This is a genomic window from Caballeronia zhejiangensis (assembly GCF_000698575.1).
GTDB lineage: Bacteria > Pseudomonadota > Gammaproteobacteria > Burkholderiales > Burkholderiaceae > Caballeronia > Caballeronia zhejiangensis.
Map to the genome: position 1 here is coordinate 16607 of NZ_JFHD01000027.1, position 20004 is coordinate 36610.

At 56.5% G+C, this 20004-nt stretch carries 10 protein-coding genes; 5 read left to right on the forward strand and 5 right to left on the reverse strand.

What is annotated here, in order from left to right; genetic code table 11:
• The first annotated feature begins 14 nt into the window (after positions 1-14).
• The 3 genes from BG60_RS26245 to BG60_RS26255 are packed head-to-tail and all read left to right on the forward strand — an operon-like array spanning position 15 to position 5173.
• Positions 15-995 carry a DUF4007 family protein gene (locus BG60_RS26245; RefSeq protein ID WP_241484887.1) on the forward strand — a complete coding sequence of 327 codons (981 nt, stop codon included), beginning with the start codon at positions 15-17 and terminating at the stop codon, positions 993-995.
• Positions 988-4341 (forward strand): hypothetical protein, encoded by a 3354-nt coding sequence (locus tag BG60_RS26250; protein WP_034473294.1) that lies wholly within the window; start codon positions 988-990, stop codon positions 4339-4341. Before BG60_RS26245 ends, BG60_RS26250 begins: the two co-directional genes overlap by 8 nt.
• Positions 4334-5173, forward strand: coding sequence for a phosphoadenosine phosphosulfate reductase family protein (locus BG60_RS26255; RefSeq protein ID WP_034473295.1), 840 nt, complete (start codon positions 4334-4336; stop codon positions 5171-5173). Before BG60_RS26250 ends, BG60_RS26255 begins: the two co-directional genes overlap by 8 nt.
• A 174-nt stretch (positions 5174-5347) precedes the next feature.
• On the opposite strand, the gene BG60_RS26260 is transcribed toward BG60_RS26255, so the two are convergent.
• From BG60_RS26260 to BG60_RS40195, 4 genes are all read right to left on the reverse strand, one after another.
• Positions 5348-10810, reverse strand: coding sequence for an FtsK/SpoIIIE domain-containing protein (locus BG60_RS26260; RefSeq protein ID WP_034473296.1), 5463 nt, complete (start codon positions 10808-10810; stop codon positions 5348-5350).
• On the reverse strand, positions 10807-12321 hold the full coding sequence (locus tag BG60_RS26265; protein WP_034473297.1) for a methylation-associated defense system protein MAD7 family protein: 1515 nt from the start codon (positions 12319-12321) through the stop codon (positions 10807-10809). Before BG60_RS26265 ends, BG60_RS26260 begins: the two co-directional genes overlap by 4 nt.
• The gene (locus BG60_RS26270) at positions 12318-14375 is read right to left on the reverse strand and encodes a hypothetical protein (protein WP_241484888.1); all 2058 of its coding nucleotides are present in this window, start codon (positions 14373-14375) and stop codon (positions 12318-12320) included. The genes BG60_RS26265 and BG60_RS26270 overlap by 4 nt, the downstream gene beginning before the upstream one ends.
• 284 nt (positions 14376-14659) lie before the next feature.
• Positions 14660-14782 carry a hypothetical protein gene (locus tag BG60_RS40195; RefSeq protein ID WP_420912056.1) on the reverse strand — a complete coding sequence of 41 codons (123 nt, stop codon included), beginning with the start codon at positions 14780-14782 and terminating at the stop codon, positions 14660-14662.
• Between the two features lie 381 nt (positions 14783-15163).
• Here BG60_RS40195 and BG60_RS26280 point away from each other — a divergent pair, with 381 nt between their 5' ends.
• Positions 15164-16576: an ATP-binding protein gene (locus BG60_RS26280; RefSeq protein ID WP_034473303.1), complete on the forward strand. Its 1413-nt coding sequence runs from the start codon at positions 15164-15166 to the stop codon at positions 16574-16576.
• Positions 16577-17373: 797 nt separating this feature from the next.
• On the opposite strand, the gene BG60_RS26290 is transcribed toward BG60_RS26280, so the two are convergent.
• Entirely contained in the window at positions 17374-18258 is an 885-nt protein-coding gene (locus BG60_RS26290; protein WP_014194499.1) for a LysR substrate-binding domain-containing protein, read from the reverse strand.
• 120 nt (positions 18259-18378) lie between these two features.
• Here BG60_RS26290 and BG60_RS26295 point away from each other — a divergent pair, with 120 nt between their 5' ends.
• Positions 18379-19998, forward strand: coding sequence for an FAD-dependent monooxygenase (locus tag BG60_RS26295; protein ID WP_241484889.1), 1620 nt, complete (start codon positions 18379-18381; stop codon positions 19996-19998).
• The last annotated feature ends 6 nt before the right edge of the window (positions 19999-20004 follow it).

The window sequence follows — 20004 nt, forward strand, 5'->3', positions numbered from 1 at the left end:
TCGGTTGCAAACTGGTGACAGCCACCAGTTTGGTCCTTGGATTTGCCGAAACGCTCCAGTATCATGTCAACATGGAAAACCTTATCGAATCCGCCGCCTATTCGCCCGCGTTTTCGGGCCATGAGACGTTCCCCCTTAGGCAAATGTGGTTGAAAAAGGCGTTCGACCAACGTACACGAGAAAACACCGTCGACCGCAACGTGTTTTTGAGCGATGAGGCGATCGCCCGGTTCGGCGTTGGTAAGAACATGGTTTCTGCAATCCGTCATTGGGCGCTGGCATGTCGAGTTCTCGAGGATTATCGGGACACTCGAATCCCATATGTGGTCACGCCGTATGGCGATGCCATTTTTAGCGACAGTGGCCTTGACCCATTTTCGGAGCACCTAGCGACCGCATGGTTTGTCCATTGGTGTCTTGCTGGCGAAGGAAATCGTGCGACGACATGGTTTTGGATGTTCAATCGCGTTTCTTCGCCCGCGTTCACCCGTGACGACGTACACGCACCGCTGATGCAGTTTGCTCTCAAACGAGGACAGAAACTGTCTGCGTCGACGCTGTCCCGTGACATTGAAACGTGCATTCGCAGTTATGTACCGCGGGCTGGCGGCGGTTCTCCGGAGGACTACGCGGAGCCGTTGCTTGGCGAACTTGGGCTGCTGCAGGAAGAGCAGAAAGGTACGTTCGCATTTCGGAGGGGCCCAAAAATCACATTGCCTGATGGGATGTTTGCGTTCGCACTATCGAACTATTGGCGTCGGACAGCGTCGGCGGAGTCATCGTTGGCTTTTGAGGCGATCGCGTACGGCGACGGGTCGCCTGGTAGGGTTTTCAAATTGGACGAGGATTCGGTCGCCGATCGGCTTTTCGGGCTAGCGGCGCTTACGAATGGCCGGTTGGTTTGGGATGACACAGCAGGGTTACGACAGGTGATTCGTCGCGACGAGGACCTGTCGGCGGTTGAGTTGGACATGTTAAGGGCGGCATATGTCTAAAAAGACGCAATCGTTGCTCTCTGAGCACGTAAAAATCGCGCAACACTATCAGCGCTCGATTCGCCTCGATGTGGACCTCGGGCGGATGGATGCGCTTGAGGGCTATCTCTGCCACAGCACCGCGCATTTGGTACTGGAAAGCATGTCGCGGCAGCTGATCGAGACGAATCAACGGGCGTTCACATGGACCGGACCGTTTGGCGGCGGCAAGTCGTCGTTGGCGCTTGCCTTGGCTTCCGCCATCGGTCGCGACCGTTCGCTCCGAGCGAAAGCTCGGGAATCATTGGAACTCGACGATCTGCGCAGCTTCGATGAGGCGATGCCCACGAAGCGCGGTGGATGGTTGGTGTTGCCTGTCGTAGGCAAGCGCGGAAGCGTTGTTCGCGAGATCGCGCGAAGCCTCGCAAGGGGATTGGGGCAAGAGGACCTGCTCGACTTGCGCAAAGTCAGTCCAGCCTCGGTCATTGAGTCGCTGTGCGCCGCTGCGAACGAAAGACGATTCGACGGTGTGATGCTCCTCATTGACGAGATGGGCAAGTTTTTGGAAGCTTCGGCAACAGGCGGGGACGACGTCTACTTCTTCCAGGAACTTGCAGAAGCTGCAGCACGTGCAGCGGGACGAGTTGTCGTAGTTGGCATCCTCCATCAATCGTTCCGACAGTACGCCACACGTTTGGGCCTCGATAGCCGAGATGATTGGGCGAAAGTACAGGGTCGTTTCTCGGATATCTCGCTTGTCGCCGCCAACGACGAGGTGGTCGAATTGTTGTCGCGGGCAATCGAGACCGATTTCCCCCATCCGTCGACCCACGAGGCTGCTACTGTGGTCGCCAACGCTATTCAGCGTCGGCGACCCACGATTGGCGCAGGTCTCGCTGAGAAGCTTGACGGTTGCTGGCCGCTACATCCAACGATGGCTGCGCTGCTTGGACCGGTGTCAAAACGACAGTTCGGGCAGAATGAGCGAAGTACTTTCGGGTTTCTTGCTTCGGTCGAACCTCACGGCTTTCGGTCGTTCTTGAATGAGCAGCTTGTTGACGAAAGCTCGTGGTATCGACCTGATCATTACTGGGATTTCTTGCGTGCGAACCTTGAACCGGCAATTCTGGCGTCTTCTGACGGCCATCGATGGGCGCAGGCCGTCGAAGCTGTTGAACGCTCAGAGGCTCGTGGCGGATCGCTTCACATCTCCCTAATCAAGAACATTGCCATCATCGACCTTTTCCGAAGCGGTTCCGGCCTCACTGCGGAAGAGGATGTGCTGAAGTCGCTCCATCCCACCGCGACTGAGGCGGAATTGCAGCAGGCGATGTCCGACCTCGATAAATGGCGCGTTGCCATCTTCCGCAAGCACATCGGTGCCTGGTCTGTTTTTGAGGGAAGTGACTTCGACATTGACGTTGCAGTCTCGCAAGCTAGAGGCTCGCTTCCGGCGCTGGATTTGGAGCTCCTGACACGACTCGCTAATCTGCATCCTGTTGTCGCAAAGCGCCACTACAGTGAAACGGGCACATTGAGGTGGATGAGCACGTCGCTCTGCCACCTAGACGACGTTCCGCGCATGATCGATCGATTCTCGCCGACGAGCGGCGAGTTCGGCCAGTTCGTTATGGTGCTGCCGTCCAGGGAGGCATCTGTGCGCGGGGCAAAGAAACACTGCCTCTCGTTTCTCGAAGCAGCTGCAAAACAAAAATATTCATACCCGACGATTCTGGGCCTACCGCTGAACCACGCACGGATTCACGAGCTTGGAGTCGAGCTTCTAGCTTTGCAGGCCGTGCAGAAATCTCGACCGGAACTTGAGGGCGATTCTGTCGCGCGCCGCGAGTTGTTGGCACGGACCGCAGTGGTTCGGACACGGCTGGAAGAAGCGCTGCGCGAGGGTCTAACGGGCGCTATCTGGCTTGGGGCCGCCGATGAGGATTTGAAGGGCGTTCGCTTATCGGCGCTCGCTTCGACAATCGCAGACGAGCTCTATAAGAAAGCTCCCAAGGTCCACAACGAGCTCGTGAATCGAGACAATCTCTCATCCAACAGTGTCAAAGCCCGCCGTGACCTGCTTCACCGTATGTTAGGTCACGAAGCGAAAGAAACCTTAGGGTTGGAGGGCTATCCCGCGGAACGAGGGCTGTACGAATCAATCCTCGCAAGTACAGGCCTTCATAGTTTCGACGCAGAAAATGAACGATGGGGATTCTCCGTGCCGTCAGGCGGCGCATCACGTCATTTTGCAGCGCTATGGCGGATGACTGCGAAGCTTTTTGTTGGACATGAGCGGCGCGTGGACTTGTCGGAAGTCTACGCTCGGTGGAGCGCGCCCCCTTTCGGGGTTCGCTCAGGCATTCATCCAATCCTTCTCCTTGCGTTCATCAACTCACATAAAGAAAGCATCGCGGTCTACAAGGATGGGATGTTCGTCCCGGGACTAAGCGACGCTGACATTGATGAATGTTTGCAGGACCCGCGGCGGTTCTCTCTGCGCTGGGTTACGATCGACCAGGATCGTGCTGCGATCCTAACCGGCGTTGCATCGATTATCGGCTCTGTGACTGGAACACGAGTAGTGGCAGACCCGCTCGAGGCCGCCCGCGGATTAGTGTCGCTAATAATGGCACTACCAGCATGGGTGAAGCGGACACAGAAGCTATCAGACAGCGCGCGATCGGTGCGCGACATGCTACTCAAGGCTAGTGACCCGCACAAAGTATTGTTTGTCGATTTGAAGACACTTCTCAGCGCGCACACCGCCGCAGACTATGTGAAGGAACTTCGGCCGGCGATGGAAAAGCTTTCGTCCGCGTACGACAGAATGCTGCAATCGGTGGGCGACCGAATGCTTGAAGCACTCGATTCGAGCCTTGCTGACCTAGGAAGTCTGCGTAAGCGTGCCACCGGTCTTGTCGGCGTATCCGGCGACTTTCGGTTAGACGCATTCGCGACACGGCTTACAACGTTCGAAGGAAAACGCGAAGACCTCGAGGGTATCTTGAGTCTCGCTGCAAACAAGCCTCCGCGAGACTGGAATGATCGTGACATCGATGTCGCACTTCTTGCGATCGCCGAGTGGGCGCTAAGGTTCAAGCAGGTCGAGGCACTATTGTCGGTGCAGGGACGGGCGCCAACGCGGGAGGCGTTCGCAATCGTGATTGGTGCTGGGAAGGAAAGCAAGTCCGTCTCAAGAACCTTCGAGATATCCGAGCGGGATTTGCCTACTGTGAAGCGAATTGCCACGTCGCTGCTTGACCAAATGACTGGCAGGGGATTGAAAACAGAAATACTGCTGGCCGCCTTGGCGCAAGCCGGGATGTCAATAACGGAAAACAATAAGGACGGCTGCCATGGCTGAAAAACACGTACTCGGGCTCTCGGGCGGGAAGGATAGTGCGGCACTCGCAGTCTACATGCGTCAACAGCGGCCAGATCTAGACATCGAGTATTTTTTTACCGACACGGGGAAAGAGCTCCCGGAAGTATATGAGTTCCTTGGACGGCTGGAGGGTTTTCTCGGCAAGCCTATCCTTCGACTTAATCCTCGAAGGGACTTTGACTTTTGGCTCAAAGAATATGGACACTTCCTGCCGTCTGCGCAGACTCGTTGGTGCACGCGGCAACTCAAGCTGTTGCCGTTTGAGCAGTGGGTAAGACCGATGCTCGTTCAAGGGGAGACCGTCGTATCGTATGTTGCTATCCGCTCGGACGAGGAGTACCGAGAAGGGTACTCCTCGAAGCACGCACGGCTCCTAGTCAAGCTTCCATTCCGGGAAGATGGCATCGACAAAGCCGGAGTGATGGACATACTGCAAGCCTCTGGAGTTGGTGTTCCTAAGTACTACGATTGGCGTTCACGAAGCGGGTGCACCTTTTGTTTCTTCCAACAAAAGATCGAATGGGTTCGTTTGAAGCGCGAGCATCCCGATGCGTTTGAAGAAGCTAAGGCATACGAAAAGTCCGCACTTGAGCATGGTTCTCCGTTTACATGGACAAAAGGAGAGCCGCTTACTGAGCTTGAAAAGCCGGGGAGGATCGCGCAGATCGAAAGCGACTACGAGATACGGCGGCACCGTGAGGCCAGCCGAAGGCCTGTGAACCCGCTTCGACCGGTAGCCGTTAATGAAGATCTCGACGATCTATTTCTTGAAGAAGAGGGTGGTGGAGCATGCTTGGTTTGCCACAAATGAGCGTATGCGCCTGTGGTGCCAAGCAAATAAGCATGGCCGAGCTCCTAATGACCAGGGAGGTCGACCGTGCGTGACAAAGACTCCTGATGTTCGCTAGGAATCGACCACATCGAGAGAGTTGCACTGGAAAATTAGCCCTCGACCTGTTTTCGCCGAGGGCTTTACGGTTTAAGTTTAAGCCTCGGTGTCTCTTGAACGGTCAGCTTTAATTGCGTCGACCGCCAACCCGATATCTTCATCAGACAGGAACGGGGCCTGAGCGAACAATAGCCCGTGCTCTCCAGTGAGTTTGGCCGCTAGGTGTCCTTTACCCAAGAGTAGTTCCGCACCGGGCCTGTCCAAAGCGATGCGTGAAGTTGCCTCGCTCGACACCTTAAGTATTAAACGGTTTCCGAGATTTTCCCGCAGTTGCATTGGCATAACATCCTTGTCCGGTCTCTGTGCCGCAAAGAATAGATGGATACCCGCCGCTCGCGCCTTGACACCCAAACGCGCGACGGCAGCGCTGACCGTCGCTTTGTAGGTATCCTCCAGCATCCAATCTGCGAATTCGTCGTGTACAACGAAAACCATGGGCATCCTGTCGGCCGGAGCGACTTTCGCGTTGTATGTTGGCAAGTCTCGAGCCTTTGCCGATGCGAACACGCGATAACGCTCCTCCATTTCTTCAACCAACACCTTGAGTACTTCAACCGCGCGTTCGCGCGATGTGATTATCGGCTCTCGTAGATGCGGGAGTTCTTCCAAAGCCGAATAATCCACGCCCATTTTTGGGTCGATGAGAACGATATTCGCTAATGAACTTGGATTCGTTGCTGCGATATCGAGGAGAAGCGCTTGGATCAGAACTGACTTGCCGCTGCCAGTCGACCCCGCAATAAGCGAGTGAGGCTCGTGCTGCGATAGTCCTTCGAAGTCGCCTCCCAGATTCAGGTAGAGGATGTTTCCGTTTAGCTCTTGGACGCCGAGTACGAACGACGTGTTGATTCCGGCTGTATTTCGCTTTACAGCGCGACGTTCCCAGACTTCCCATAGGGACACCGCCTTTCGATTAGGGCTAGCAATCGATACGATGATCTCGCCGGGGCGCGGTTGCACCGACAACAGCGCAAGGCTGTGCGTCGTTAGCAGCTGCATACGTTTGGCCTCGATGTCCTCGGTACGGAGTCGATCTGAACCCGCGAGCCGAATAAGACAGCCGTTCGGCGTGAGTCTGGTTCCAAGCACGCTAGCCTGGAAACCGTAGCTGTTCATTGCCTTCTTGAACGTAGCGGCGATTTGTGCGGCCCAGCCCCCTCTGTCATCAAGCGATTCGCCGCCCTGTACAACCTCTTGCGCGATGAGACTTGAGAGCGCAGGCCCATAGGCGGCGTTGCCACCGGTTTCCGCCGAGCCTGCCGCAATTGCAACCGTGGAGACCGTGAGATCGTCAAAATTCGAGCTTGCGAGTTGACCCGTATCCGTCGCAGACTCGGTAGACACTCCTCCATGCGTCGCCGCAGTTGGGACGACTTCAAGCGGCTCCCCGACGTTGTTCTCCGATAGCTCGGACACGTCGACCGCGAGCTTGTCAACCATCGCGGACCACGAAACCCGCGGTGCCGGTGGAACCGCATTACACGTCATCCAGGGCGTTTCCGTTCCAATTGATGCACGCACTGGTGTTGGGTCGGTATTGCGCACATACGCCGCTGCTAAGTCGCGAAGTTGCGCTCGGTCAAAGACCTCTTGGAAGGCAATGGCCGGCGAGCCCACGTCAACTTCTACCTGGTCAGCGACCGAAGACCCGCTGGCTCCCGCCTCCGTTGAGTGTACGAACACATGCGAGTATCCACGCAAGGTCATCTTGATCGTACCATCGCGGATCGCAGCCCGAGCGCGCTCGAGTAACGCGGTCTGGCTTGGCAGGGCAATAGCATCGACCAGAAGGTCAGCCAGTCTTGCCAACCAGAGGTCTCGATCAAGGCGACCCGGATCTCCAAACAGTGCCTCCTTTAGCGTTGACAAGGTTGCAAGCAGTTGCGTCTTCGACGTTCGGCGAGCATCGGCGACGTTGGCTACGCCAACGTACTTTGATTCGACGACGACTAAATGTAAGCGAATACCGTCTTGCGCGTCCTCGACGCATAGGCCGAGCAGATCAGCAATTCGGTTCTCCCGCTGCGCGAGCCAGGATGCATAATCGTCAAGGAGGAAAAAGACCTGGATCGAAGCTTTATCAGCGCCTCCGCAGAGCGACTGAAACTCGCGTCTTACGATGAATCGGCTGAGAACCAGGCCAAGCATCTCGCCAGCGGAAACCCCGCGTTTCGCTGCTCGAAGGACGATGTCTCCCGATATCGATAAGGCGTCCATTATGATTCGGTCCGTTCCAGCATCGAGGCCAGCCGAGTCGATCTGAAGTCCCAGTTCCTCCAAACGTCGGCGGGCAAGTACGCGAAGAAGACGGAGCTCCGATGTTGAGCTAACAATCATATTGCGACCGTTTGTCCGCTGCCGACGGTAACGAACGACGTTGATGTTGTTAGCTAGCAATTGCCGCTTATCCAACAATTCATCGTAAGTGGCTACCCACTCAGCAATGCTGTGTGCGTCGTCGAATAACGACTTGAGCTTTTCATCTTGCAAGGATATCTGGCGCGCAGGTACAAGATGATCGTTCGGTGGCACATCTTTTTTTCGAACAACAGCGCCCACCATGTCTACGTATGCGCGGCCCGACGCGGTTTGTTGCGGACAAGTTAGGAAAGTTGTCGACTTAAGTTCATCCTCTCCAGAGATACTGCGATACGACCAACGGGATGGCGCATGTTCCATCGAGTTTCTGTGATTTAGCCAGTGCAACCTAACCCATTCCGGAGAAGCAGTACGAGAGACGACGTCATGCAGAAAGGCGATATCGAACGGGCGAAAGCCATGCGCGACTTCGGGCAATGCGGCATTAGGCGGGGTGACCGAAATCCTGAGTTTCGACATAAAGCTGTCGGATGTCGCACCGATAACGGCCATGTCAGGGTCTGCTTCGGAACTACTTACTAACTCTGCGTACACGCGGCGAAGTTTATTGGCGTCAGTGTGGCGCACTGAAACATTGCACTGTAAATCGGGCTGTGCGTCGGCGAAGTCACTGAGTTCTCGAACCGTTGTAAGCGGCAGCGTTGCAGCGTCTGCGTTGTAAAGAACGATCGACAGGTTACTTGCTTCGTGCCGTTGCAGACTCACGTAGCGCTCGATGAGCTCTCTAATTTGCCGGGACGCCTCTAATGGTGTGACATCACTCATGTCAGCACCTTCACCAACAGCGGGCTCTTCCATCAGGCTGTACCCATTCTCGGTGCTCGTTTCGGCGACTAATCGCGCGACGCCTCCTCGCTCGGCAACGGCGATTTCCGGATAGAAGGGATGAGCAAGCTCATCGCTGAACTCTTGGAAGAATATGTTGCGGTCGCCAAAGTCTGTGTGTTCTGTCCCAAGGAGGTGATTTATGAGCCCGCATGTGCGCCGCAGCTTGACCGAAAGGGCCTTCATCCTTTCAGGATGCCACGGAGGAACAATCACGCACGGCTTTTCGCCTGTTACGGCTACCGTGCCGACACGAAGCACTTCGCTGACAAGTTTAGAGCGCGCAACGTCACCACGGGCGTTCTCCTTCAATGTCCGTAACAGTTCGCCGAACGAATCGGCTTGTCGCATGGCGGCCTCAGTATGCAAACCCCGCTCGGCGAAATCAGACAATGCCTCTAAGTAATCTTTCTCGAACCGATGGAGCGCCGTGCTGATTGCAATGGCTTGCTCTTCGGTTATTCTGCCCTCGTCTTTCAGTGGCTTCAGACGACGGCCGATCTCATGACTCAAACTCTTCAACTTCGAAGGGGGCGGGACCAAAGACCCCGCGTCTCGTCCGAATGTAGCTTCAAACGTGTTGACGTCGAGCAAGGAGACGGCTTGTACACCTCCTTTTTTGCTCACTAGCCGCCGCGGAACCTCGGTCGCAGTAATCGCTGCTTTCTGCCGGAGGCGACCGATGTCGTCGTAGAGCTGGAGGCCGACAGCTTGCGGCCGTCCGATCCATAGAAGGTGTATTTTCCCCGAAGGGACTGTTTGCTCACCGTTAGTTAGTTCTAACGAAATCTCAAACTTCAGCTGAATTTGTGGGCGCGCAATGGACGTGACTGACTTGAAGTCGTTTTTAAGTCGGTCCCTCTCGTACTCTAGAAACGCCGGATATTCTAAGAGAGGGTCGGGGACTTCCGGATTGCTTCCGAGCCCCGGACTACGGACGAATTCGACACGACCTGATAGAAGACTGCGCAGCCCACGGTACATCGTCGAGAAGTAGCAACCCAAGTCGTGATTAAAACGTTCTCGCCAATCCTTTCTACCTCGATTGACACGGATTTTGATACGCTTAGCACCTGCGGTCTCAGCCTCTGAGGCCGTTAACCGTTGAATCGCAGTGACAAGGCCGTCGAGGAAATCGGTACATTCAATGGGCTTTCCAAAAAGCGCTTTTTCCCAGTTCGCCCTTAGCCTCGCATCTTGGTCAAGCCAGTTGCGATGGAGCTCATAAAAACGCTCATCCTCATCATTCCACTCTGAGCGGCTTTCACGCGTGGCGAGGTCGGCCAAGTACTCTTTACGTTCTGGCGTCAGGACGTCCGGATCCGTGCAGTCGTGCTCAAAGAAGTCCAATGTTTGCTTGGCAAGACTTTCCTTCCGTTCTTTCGGCCTATCAAAGATGAGGTGGATGCCATCTGCTTCCCATTCAAACTGGCACAGCGCTTGTGCCGCGCTTCGTTCACCGGGTTGCGATGAGATAAACGCCAGTATGCTTGCAACGGCGTCTTGATTGATCGATTCGCGGCTTTCGTTGAACCGTTCTTCGATCTCGCTGGACTCAATCGGCTGTCCGTTTTTTCGCTGCTTCGCGATCAGTGGCGTTCGATCCGTGAAGAGTTTCTCAAACGCTTTGCGCCACGGGCCACTGTGGTGTCCGTACTGCCGCGCGTTGGCGAAAAGCGAACTGTCACGCGGCAAATGTAAGTACGGGAGCGCCCAACCAAGCGCCGTTCGAATGGCTTCGCCCTTGGTTGTCGAAGCATTGCTGACGGCGCTGCAGTATTCGGCCAATTCATAAAGCGACATCTCTTCAGCGACAAGGAGGCCACGAATCGCTGCCCGAAAAACCGCTTGATCTTCCGGAGTTAAAGACATATCGGTTGCGTCGACCGTGGCGCTTACCCAGTCGCGAGCGTGACTATGAAATTCCGCGGCGCCGATCGCTGCGACATGCTCGAGCGTGTCCGCTAGATTCGGCTCGTTGCCGTTCGCAGTGAGCATCGCCGCCTTCTCGGTCCGCTGATTTCTGATCGCGCCCGCATTGTTATCGGTCAGGACTTCATCAGGAAGACCGGAATTCTCGACGAGCCCTCGAGGAATCCGGACCTCAACGCGGCCATGTAATTCCGGGTCCGCAAGAACCTCATGGACAATCGCACTGATATGCTCTTTGCTTAGCCTGTCTAAGCGGAAAAGCGCAGGACCGTCCGTAGCACGGTCAGGCGCATCAAGAGCAGGAATATGCGAACGAAGAACAGCCGCTCCTACGCGGCCTACAATCTTATCGGCGATGCTCAAACCGCACCTCTTCGACTAAACGGGTTCTCAACAAATGCGCATGAATCTGATAGTCGGCGTACAAGACCGAGCGCCAAGAGACGCGTCTCAAGGTTGTTGGCATTATTCATAAGCGCCTCTTGGTCAATTTGCTGCGATTGTACGAATCGCCGCCCCTCCGCATGACCCACTACTATTCCGTATCTGCGGTGAATCTCGGCAAGAAATTCGGAGAACTCCATTGCTCCGTCCACGACCGCGACAACCAGGGCCTTCAGCAAACGATCACTGGGCGCGTATCTCACTCGTCGGGTAAGTCGACGAGAGCTCAGGCCAATGGCGCGGGCCCATGTCCCATGGAGCTTTCCGAGGTGTTGTTCATGGCGAGAACGAGCACGGTCAGCGAGTCGGTCGAGCAGTTGATCGCCAGAGAGACCGTCCAGCGAACTGTCGTCGTCCTTTTCGTACTGGAATTTTTGCTTCACCAACATCGCACACGCACCGCTTGGGTCGTCTGATGCCAGTGCCTTTTCCCATTCGGGTGCGCTACGTAACGACTCGATGTATGCCAAAACCGCTCGCTGCGACAGATTTTGATTGTGCTGGTAGCCTGCGATTGAAAGGCTTCTGATCTTGGTCCGCTGCGACGAGATAATTTCGCACAAGAACTCGACCGGTTCGGCGTCACGTACCGTGCGCCGTCCTTGTTCGAGAAAATAAAGCAACAAATTAAGGCCGGTGAGCGTTATGAGATGGTCCAATCCGTCATAAACAGGTAGGTCACGATTCAGAATCGCGAGCCAGTCATCGCAGAGTTGATCAAATCTGGCGTCGTGTGCATGCGGAAGGTAACCGACCTCCTTCGAATTGGAGGCCTTTTGTGGTTCGCCTTGTAACGCTTTTACCAGACGATTCATGGGCGCATCGTGCGCGAATAAGCGAGTCACTATCTGACTGCCTAGCTCGGCGCCTCGCTGCGCTCTACTCATCATCAAATAGAGCAGCTCGCCTGTCCGAGCAAAAAAACGGCGATCATTCGATGCGTTCGCCTTCGAGTCGAAACGCAGGTCTTCGTAGAGTGCGTCAGGGCCGAAGGGAAACACAAATCTAGAGCTCCACCGTTTATTGCTTTGACCTTCAAACGCTGAGGCGCGAATCAGCTCTATCGCGCGTCCGAAATCGTCGAACGTCGAAAAATTTCGCCGAAGTTGGGGCAAATGCTGATCCGCTGGCTCGGTAGCATCTTGATTAAACAAGCTGAGCCATCGTGACCATTTGGCGTCGTCGGGAATATGCTCCGAACGGATCAGATCGATGTATGGATTGTTGAAAAGCAAATTGCGAAGGCGAGTTTGATGCTGGGGCTGATAGCGAATGGCCTCACCGCTTTTTTCTCGTAGAGGGGCGTCGCTGTTTGACAGTAATACATTCAAAAACTCAAGGACGGTCAAATGCGGCAATTGTTCGTCGTAAAGACGATGACCCCAGATGTGTTCGTCGACTGCGAACGATATGTCTTTGCTAATGATCATTGACCGCCTCCAACGATCATGCGTTTGAGAAAGCCGCTACCGTTCTGCTCGATCTCTACAAAGGCGAGATCGAGGTCTCCTTGACCGTGTGTCGGCTCATGGAACTCTTCGTCATGTGACGCAAACGAGAGATTTCGAATATGCTCGGTTTTTCGCAGTAGGCGAACTTTGAAGGCGAGAAGATCTTCGAAACACTCATTCGAGAAGCTGCTCGGAAGAGCACCTTCGGCTACCCTACAAAGGAATTCGAAGCGGACGGGTGTTAGCTGAAATTTAACGGAAGATGTAGCATCAGACCCAACCCAGACATCGATGCAGGGGCGCAGAGTATTTGAATCAAAAACGACGCTTAGACCGGGCGCCGCTCCTTTTCGCTGCGCAGGAATTTCAGAATCGCAAAGCACGCTGACCTTCGAATGGCTGAAGCCTCCCGAACTTGCCAAGAACACGGAATGTGTGTTGTCCAAGAGCAGACCTGTGGTTATTCGATTCAATCCACGGATTATTCTTGACCTTATGTTTGGCGGCGGAGGTCTTTTGTCTTCACAAGCGCGATACAGGGCAAGGTAATCTCCTGCGAACATGAGAATAGAGAGATCCCAGAACCGATAGGGCGTAGTTTCGGCATCCGGTAACGTGAAGAAGAGCCGTTGTCGCTGATCGCGCAAGCGTCGAAGGAACGTCGCGGCAACCTCAGCTTCTCGCGCAGTCTCGTCGCCTTCCAGATATTGCGCCTGGCTTGCGATGAACCCGGCGTTCGCTCCATAATCGCCATCGTTCGCGACCAACGCGTTAAAGTCGTCGCTCAAGGTCAGGTCGTGCCGCCCATAAACCAGCATGCCGTCGATCGTGTTTGTCGTTTCCTCTCCTATCTGGAAAGCCTTAAGCGCGCGAAAGACGCCTCGTGCCATGGACCGGCGTTCACCTAGATTCGCACCAAAGACATTGCGATAAATGCTTGCTTGGTCCAAGCTGTTATCATTTTGGATTCGGGCGACATCACCGCAAGTCATGAGGTGTTCTTTGGCATCTGGGTGTCCGAGCAACAGGTTCGTGACTAACGCAAGAAGATCCCGGACTGGAAGGTGAGCCCCGTTAAGCCTGGTAAGCTCGATTAGGTCTTCCAGTCGATTTGTGAAGCGGGCACCATCATCAGCGCCCTTTGCGCGATCTCGATTGATAAGTATTGGGCATCGGCGATCATTCCGATTCAGCGCGCAGTCTTCGCATCGCTCCCACTCTTCGTGTTCGACTATCGCCTTGACGACGGCTCGAAATGAGTGCCGCTGTCGTTGCTTCCCGAGGTCGATCACCTTCAGAGCAGATATTTCGCTGCCGCCATTCAGGAAGGCAGCCTGGACATTTTCTAGGAGGCGAGATTTGGCGCCATTAATGGGTGAGGCGAACTTACGCAAGCGTTCGAGGATTTGACCATGGTTGCACGCAATGACGAAGCCAAGATCGCTGCTGGGATCGAATACTGACTGCTCGAGGCCACCAATGACGGCATTACCCTCGTCCGGTCCGAGTTCGCTCAGATCTTTGATAAAACGCAATGTCGTCCCGTTGGCGAGCTTGAGGGATTGTGTCTTGATTGGTTCATCCCACTGCCGCTCGTCGCCACCGAGTTTCACCCACAGTTTCCGAGCATGATATGTCTTGCCATCCCCCGCGGTGCCGGCAATTAGCATTGATCGGGCGTTGCGAGAGAGCATTATCTCTGCCATCTCGTCAACCAACGGAGTTGGGAGTTCTATTGGTTTCACATGAGCGCGACGAAGAGCTGCGGTCACATGTTCGTCGAATAAGTTGCCGTTTGTGGGCAGGGGACCGTAGTTGCGAAGGAAGCGGACCCAATGATTGGACGGCGGAGTCAATGTCCTCTCCATATCTTTAGCTTTCAAATCGTCAGATTTCAGCACTCTGTCACAGCTTGGCGCCGAAAAAGCGGGCAAAGTACCTCGTTGATCTGATTGTAACCGGCTGTAACTGCGCGGCTTGTCCCGATCGTCTGTTGATTGAATAAAAATGCTCTCGCTGTCGTGAATTTGCATCGTGGAGCGGGCGAGGGCTCGTGATCCGCTTCGTCGCACACCGCAACCTGAGGTGAAAACGCAGCAGGGCGATTGCCCACGTCACGCTGTATCTCGTGTTCTCGCTCTGCGCTGCGGTCGTACATGAGCGCGCCGGCATGAGCGTCGCCATCCCCCGCGCCCCTAGCCACTGCATCGAGCACGATGACCTTGTCGCGCTCGAGCACCACGCATCCAGGGGGGCCTGTAGCAGCACGACGGGACGGTGGCTCATGCGCGCCGGCGCCGGACGCATCACACGCATTTCACCAATACCGGTTGCTGCTGAACGAGCGCTTCCACGAGCGCCCAAGCGGCCAGCCGTTGCCGGGCAGTTCCGCTGACAACGCCGCGTACCAGGTATCCACCATCTTTCCGTAGGCACGCACGAGCTGGGATCCGCGCCACAGCGTTATTCTCCCGGCAGACGTACTTTCCTTGAGAAGAGCATCGATCGAACGCGTTCGATCGTCCGAAGTACGCAGTGGGAAAGGAACAGCGGCGGCGGAGGTCACTGGGAGCGCTCCATATGCCGATTCTGCGATGTATGGGGCGTGCGCAAATTCGTCCGAGATCGGAGATGCGGACCATGGTGCCCGGACGTCTCCGGCCGACTCGGACATCTGGTTCGACAGATACCACACATCGGCTTGCTGCTTAGACGTGGTCGGTCCAGTAGAGCGCCCGAGGAATGCGATAATGTGCGCGAGACCTAGAGAGGTCATCTTCCCCGAACAAACCTTGTCATCCTCCCGCCCTGTCGAAAACACATGCGCACTTCGTTGGATCAGTTGAACCGCTGGCTGTCCGCGCCTTCTGAGACAGAACATCTCGAGTTCAAGGAAGCGAAGGAGCAATACGACCTCACCAAGTTGAAGCGTTACTGCGTGGCCCTTGCTAACGAAGGCGGCGGCAACTTGATCTTCGGTGTCTCGGACAAGCATCCGCGCCGAGTGGTTGGCACCTCCGCGTTTGCAGATCCTGCGGATATTGCCGGCAAGTTATTCGGGGCGCTTCGGTTTCGAGTCGATGTTGAGGAGTTTGGACATGCAGATGGTCGTGTCTTGATTTTTCACATTCCCAAGCGGCCGACCGGGACAGCATATAGTTTGGATGGCGCATATTGGATGAGGTCAACTCACGAACTCGTCCCGATGTCAGAAGATCGTCTGCGAGAGATATTTTCTGAGGGTAAGGCGGATTGGCTCTCTGAGCCCGCAAAGGCGGACTGCACGGCCGAAGAGGTGATTGCGCTTCTGGATTCGCAGGCCTACTTTGATTTGATTGGGATGCCATATCCAACCAATCAAAACGCAGTACTGGCAAGGCTGGAAGGGGAGCAATTGATTCGTCGGACGGGCGAATCGTGGGTGATCTACAACCTAGGCGCGATTCTCTTAGCCAAGCATCTCGATGCATTTCCGCTCTCAGTTTCGCGAAAAGCCTTCCGCCTCGTCGTCTACGAGGGCACAAGTAAGGTTGAGACCAAACTAGATCAAATTGGCAAGAAGGGATACGCACTTGGCTTCGAGGGCTTGCTCTCGATGCTTCATGGCCTCGCTCCAAAGAATCACGTCGTGGAGCAGGCGCTCCGCGAGGAAGTCAGGATGTTCCCCAAGCAGGCGCTGCGCGAACTCATTGCGAATGCGCTTGTTCATCAGGATTACTCTCTGACAGGGATGTCGGTCATGGTCGAGATGTATGCGGACCGTGTAGAGATTTCTAACCCCGGAATTCCTCCGATTCCGCTCGAGCGCTTCATCGACGAATATCGATCTCGAAATGAGCGCCTCGCCGACCTGATGCGGAGAATGGGGATTTGCGAGGAGAAGGGGAGTGGAATCGATAAAGTCATCTCGGCGTCCGAGATGTATCAGCTTCCAGCGCCGGACTTCCGCGTTGGAGATGTACGGACAACCTCCGTGATGTTCGCTCATCAAGACTTCAAAGATATGAGTAAGGGCGATCGGATCCGGGCGTGCTACCAACATTGCGTGTTGCAATATGTCAACAATCGCCGTATGTCGAACCAGAGCCTCAGGGAACGCTTCCGCCTACCATCGTCCAAGGTCGAGGTCGTCTCGGTGATCATTAACCAGACGATTGAGGCGGGAAAGATCAAGTTGGACGACTCAGAATCGACGTCGCGGCGCTACGCTCGATATGTCCCTTTTTGGTCGTAGCGGTTTAGGATCATCTAAAAGCAATCCGATATCGGCACAGGATGATACAAAAAATATATGTAAATCAACCACTTCCAATCTAAATGCAAAACTAACTTGCGGGCAGGCTCGCTTCGTCGGGCACTCCCGCAAAAGTTTGGAACCGACCTCCGGAGGCCGAAAGTGGCAGCTGGGGCCCCCGACGGCTTTCCTCCAAGAGTTTGAATGGAACACGACACCGACCAGGCCGTCACCCTTCGGATCTACCGCGCCCCCTCGGGTCAGTGGGCGGGCCGCTTATTCGCCGGCGAGATGGAGATCGGCGCGGTTGCCGGGTGGACAGTCCGGAGGCGGTCGAGCAGGCCGCGCGCGAAACGGGCGTGTATCCGGATCATATCGAGGTGTATTAGGCCGGACGCACTACACGGCCACCGGCCGCGCCGGGCTGGGTTGATCGCTTGACATAATGCTGTCTTAACGCACTTTCATCAGTCGTACTAACGAGTCATTATGGACGTATATCGCTTGAGTTCGGCGGCACCGTTATGCGTCCCGCGAGGACGTACCGATGCGGCAAGCGTGGACTTCGCTCGCGAGAACACTGTGTCTCGTAAACGGATGAGCACTTTCGACCCCGTTGCCATCGGTCAAGCCACGGGCGGTGCGATGGCCGGCATAAAGGGTCAAGCAATTGCTCGATACAGCAGCATAAGAGCAACGAGTTCTGCATTCCACTCTGACTGGAGGCGTACCCGGCAACGGAGGCTCGCCGTACTGCTGGGAGCAAACGCACGCGTGCCGAGCAACAACTGTAGTCTTCAGCCGCTGATCCGGCGCACTAGCGTGCAGAGATATTCCGCCGCGGGCGTCAGCGGCAGCCCGATACGCTGCACGATGCAGACCGGCGGCGCCGGCAATGCCTCGACGACCCGGATCTCCTGAAACGTCTCGCTCAGGAGCGGGTACTGAATCCACTGCACCGGCAGCATCATCAGCAAATCCGAGTTGGCGAGCGCGGTCATGAACGTGAGCGCGGACTGCGCACGCATCGCCAGACGCGGCGCGGGCAGCCCGTGCTTCTGGAAAAGCGGACCGAGCTCTTCTTCTGCCTTGTGCGTGATCGACGTCGTGATCCATTCAGCATCGACGAGATCGCGCAGCGATGTTGCGTCCGCAAGCGGATGTCCCTTCCGGCCAAGAATGACCCGCGTGTTGTCGAACAGCTTCTCCACCTGAAGCTCATTTGGCACCACCGACGGTGCGGGGCCGATGTAACAGTCCACCGTGCCGTCCAGTAGCGACGCCTCGACGATTGGATACACGCCATCGATGATTTCGAGATGGATGGTCGGATAGCGCGCGCGAAACGGCTGGAGCACCCGGGGCAACAATCCGAGGTGCGGCGCCATCGACATGCACAGCGTGACACGCCCATGCGTCTCGCCTCGCAGTTGCCCGATCTCGTCCTTCGCGCGCTGCAGTTCATTTCGTACTGCGTTCGCCCGCCGCAGGAAGACGCTGCCGAGCGGCGTCAGCCGCACGCCTTTCGCATGCCGCTCGAACAGCGTGACGCCGAGCTCCTTCTCCAGATCGTGAATGCTGCGAGATATCGCCGGCTGCGGCTGACCTAGGTAGCGCGCGGCCGCCCGTAACCCGCCTCGCTCGACCACTGTGACGAAGTCCCGCAACGCATTCAGCTTCATCGTGCTCACCGATTCATTTTTCGTATCACGCGTGAAATTTTGCCATCTTTCTGAATCATGCGGCTGTTCTTAAGATTCCTGTCATCCCGAACCGCATGCAGAACGACAGGAGACAGCATCGTGCAGAAGCGTGCAACACCACGCGTATTGATCGTGGGCGCAGGCCCCGCCGGCCTCGCGTTGGCAATCGAACTCGGCCATCGGGGCATTCCCTGCCTGCTCATCGAACGAAACGACCGGGTCGGCTATGCGCCACGCGCGAAGACCACCAACGTGCGCACGAGAGAGCACCTGCGCCGCTGGGGCATCGCCGATCGCCTGCGCGCCGCGTCGCCGCTCGGCGTGGACTATCCGTCGAACGTGGTGTTCTGCACGCGGCTCGCCGGCTTCGAGCTCGCGCGCCACGAAAACGCGATGTACTGCGCGCCTGGCCGTAATCCGCTCTATTCCGAGCACGCGCAGTGGATTCCGCAGTACACCGTCGAGGAAACGTTGCGGGCGCATGCGCAATCGCTGCCGGACGTCGAGATCCGCTTCCGTTGCGAGCTCCGCGGTTTCGAGCAGGACAGCAACACGGTGAGCGCCACGCTGCGCGATCTCGAGCATCAACGTGACATCGTCGTCGACGCGGACTATTTGGTCGGCACCGACGGCGCGCGCAGTCTCGTGCGGGATCTGATCGGTACCCGCATGGAAGGTCAGTACGGCCTGTCAAAGAACTACAACATCGTGTTTCGCGCGCCGGGGCTCGCCAATGCGCACCGTCTCGGGCCAGCGATCATGTATTGGCAGATCAACCGCGACGCACCGAGCCTCATCGGCCCGATGGACAGCGACGACACCTGGTTCTTCATGCCGACGCATGTCGAGCCCGGCGTTCGCATCGGCAACATCGACGCGCGCGCGATGATCGGCACCGCCACTGGCATCGACCTCCCGTACGAGGTCCTTAGCAGCGACGAATGGGTCGCGAGCCAGCTGCTCGGCGATCGGTACCGGAAGGGGCGGGTTTTCCTTGCCGGCGACGCCTGCCATCTGCATCCGCCGTTCGGTGGGTATGGGATGAACATGGGTATCGCCGACAGCGTCGATCTCGGCTGGAAGCTTGCCGCGACGCTTCACGGCTGGGGCGGCCCTGCGCTGCTCGACAGCTACGAGGCGGAGCGACGCCCGGTTCACAAATGGGTACTGGAGGAGGCCGTCGTCAACCATGCAACGCTCGGCAACCAGTTGCTGGCGGACGATATCGAAGCTCCGGGCGACACGGGGGCGCGCGTGCGCCGTGAAATCGGCAGCCGGATCCAGGCGGCCAAGATGCGCGAGTTCTCTACATTGGGCGTCGTGCTCGGCTATGGATACGACGACTCTCCGATCGTCGCCCCCGACGGCAGCGCTGCGCAGGAAAGGGATTTCATCAATTACGTGCCGTCGTCGCGTCCCGGCGCGTTGGCGCCGCATGCGTGGTTGCATGACGGCAGCTCGCTGTACGACCACTTCGGCAGCGGATTCACGCTGCTCGCGTCCACCGCCGCGACCACGACGGAAATCGAATCGGTAACGGCCGATGCCGCCGCGTGCGGCATGCCGCTGAAAGTGATCCAGCCGGGAGAGGGCGGCGTCGCGAACCTGTATCCCGCCCGCTTCACGCTGATTCGCCCGGATCAACACGTCGCGTGGCGCGGCGACGGCTGGCCGGGCGCGGCTGTGATTCGCACGGTAACCGGCTTCAACGCACCTTGATACAGG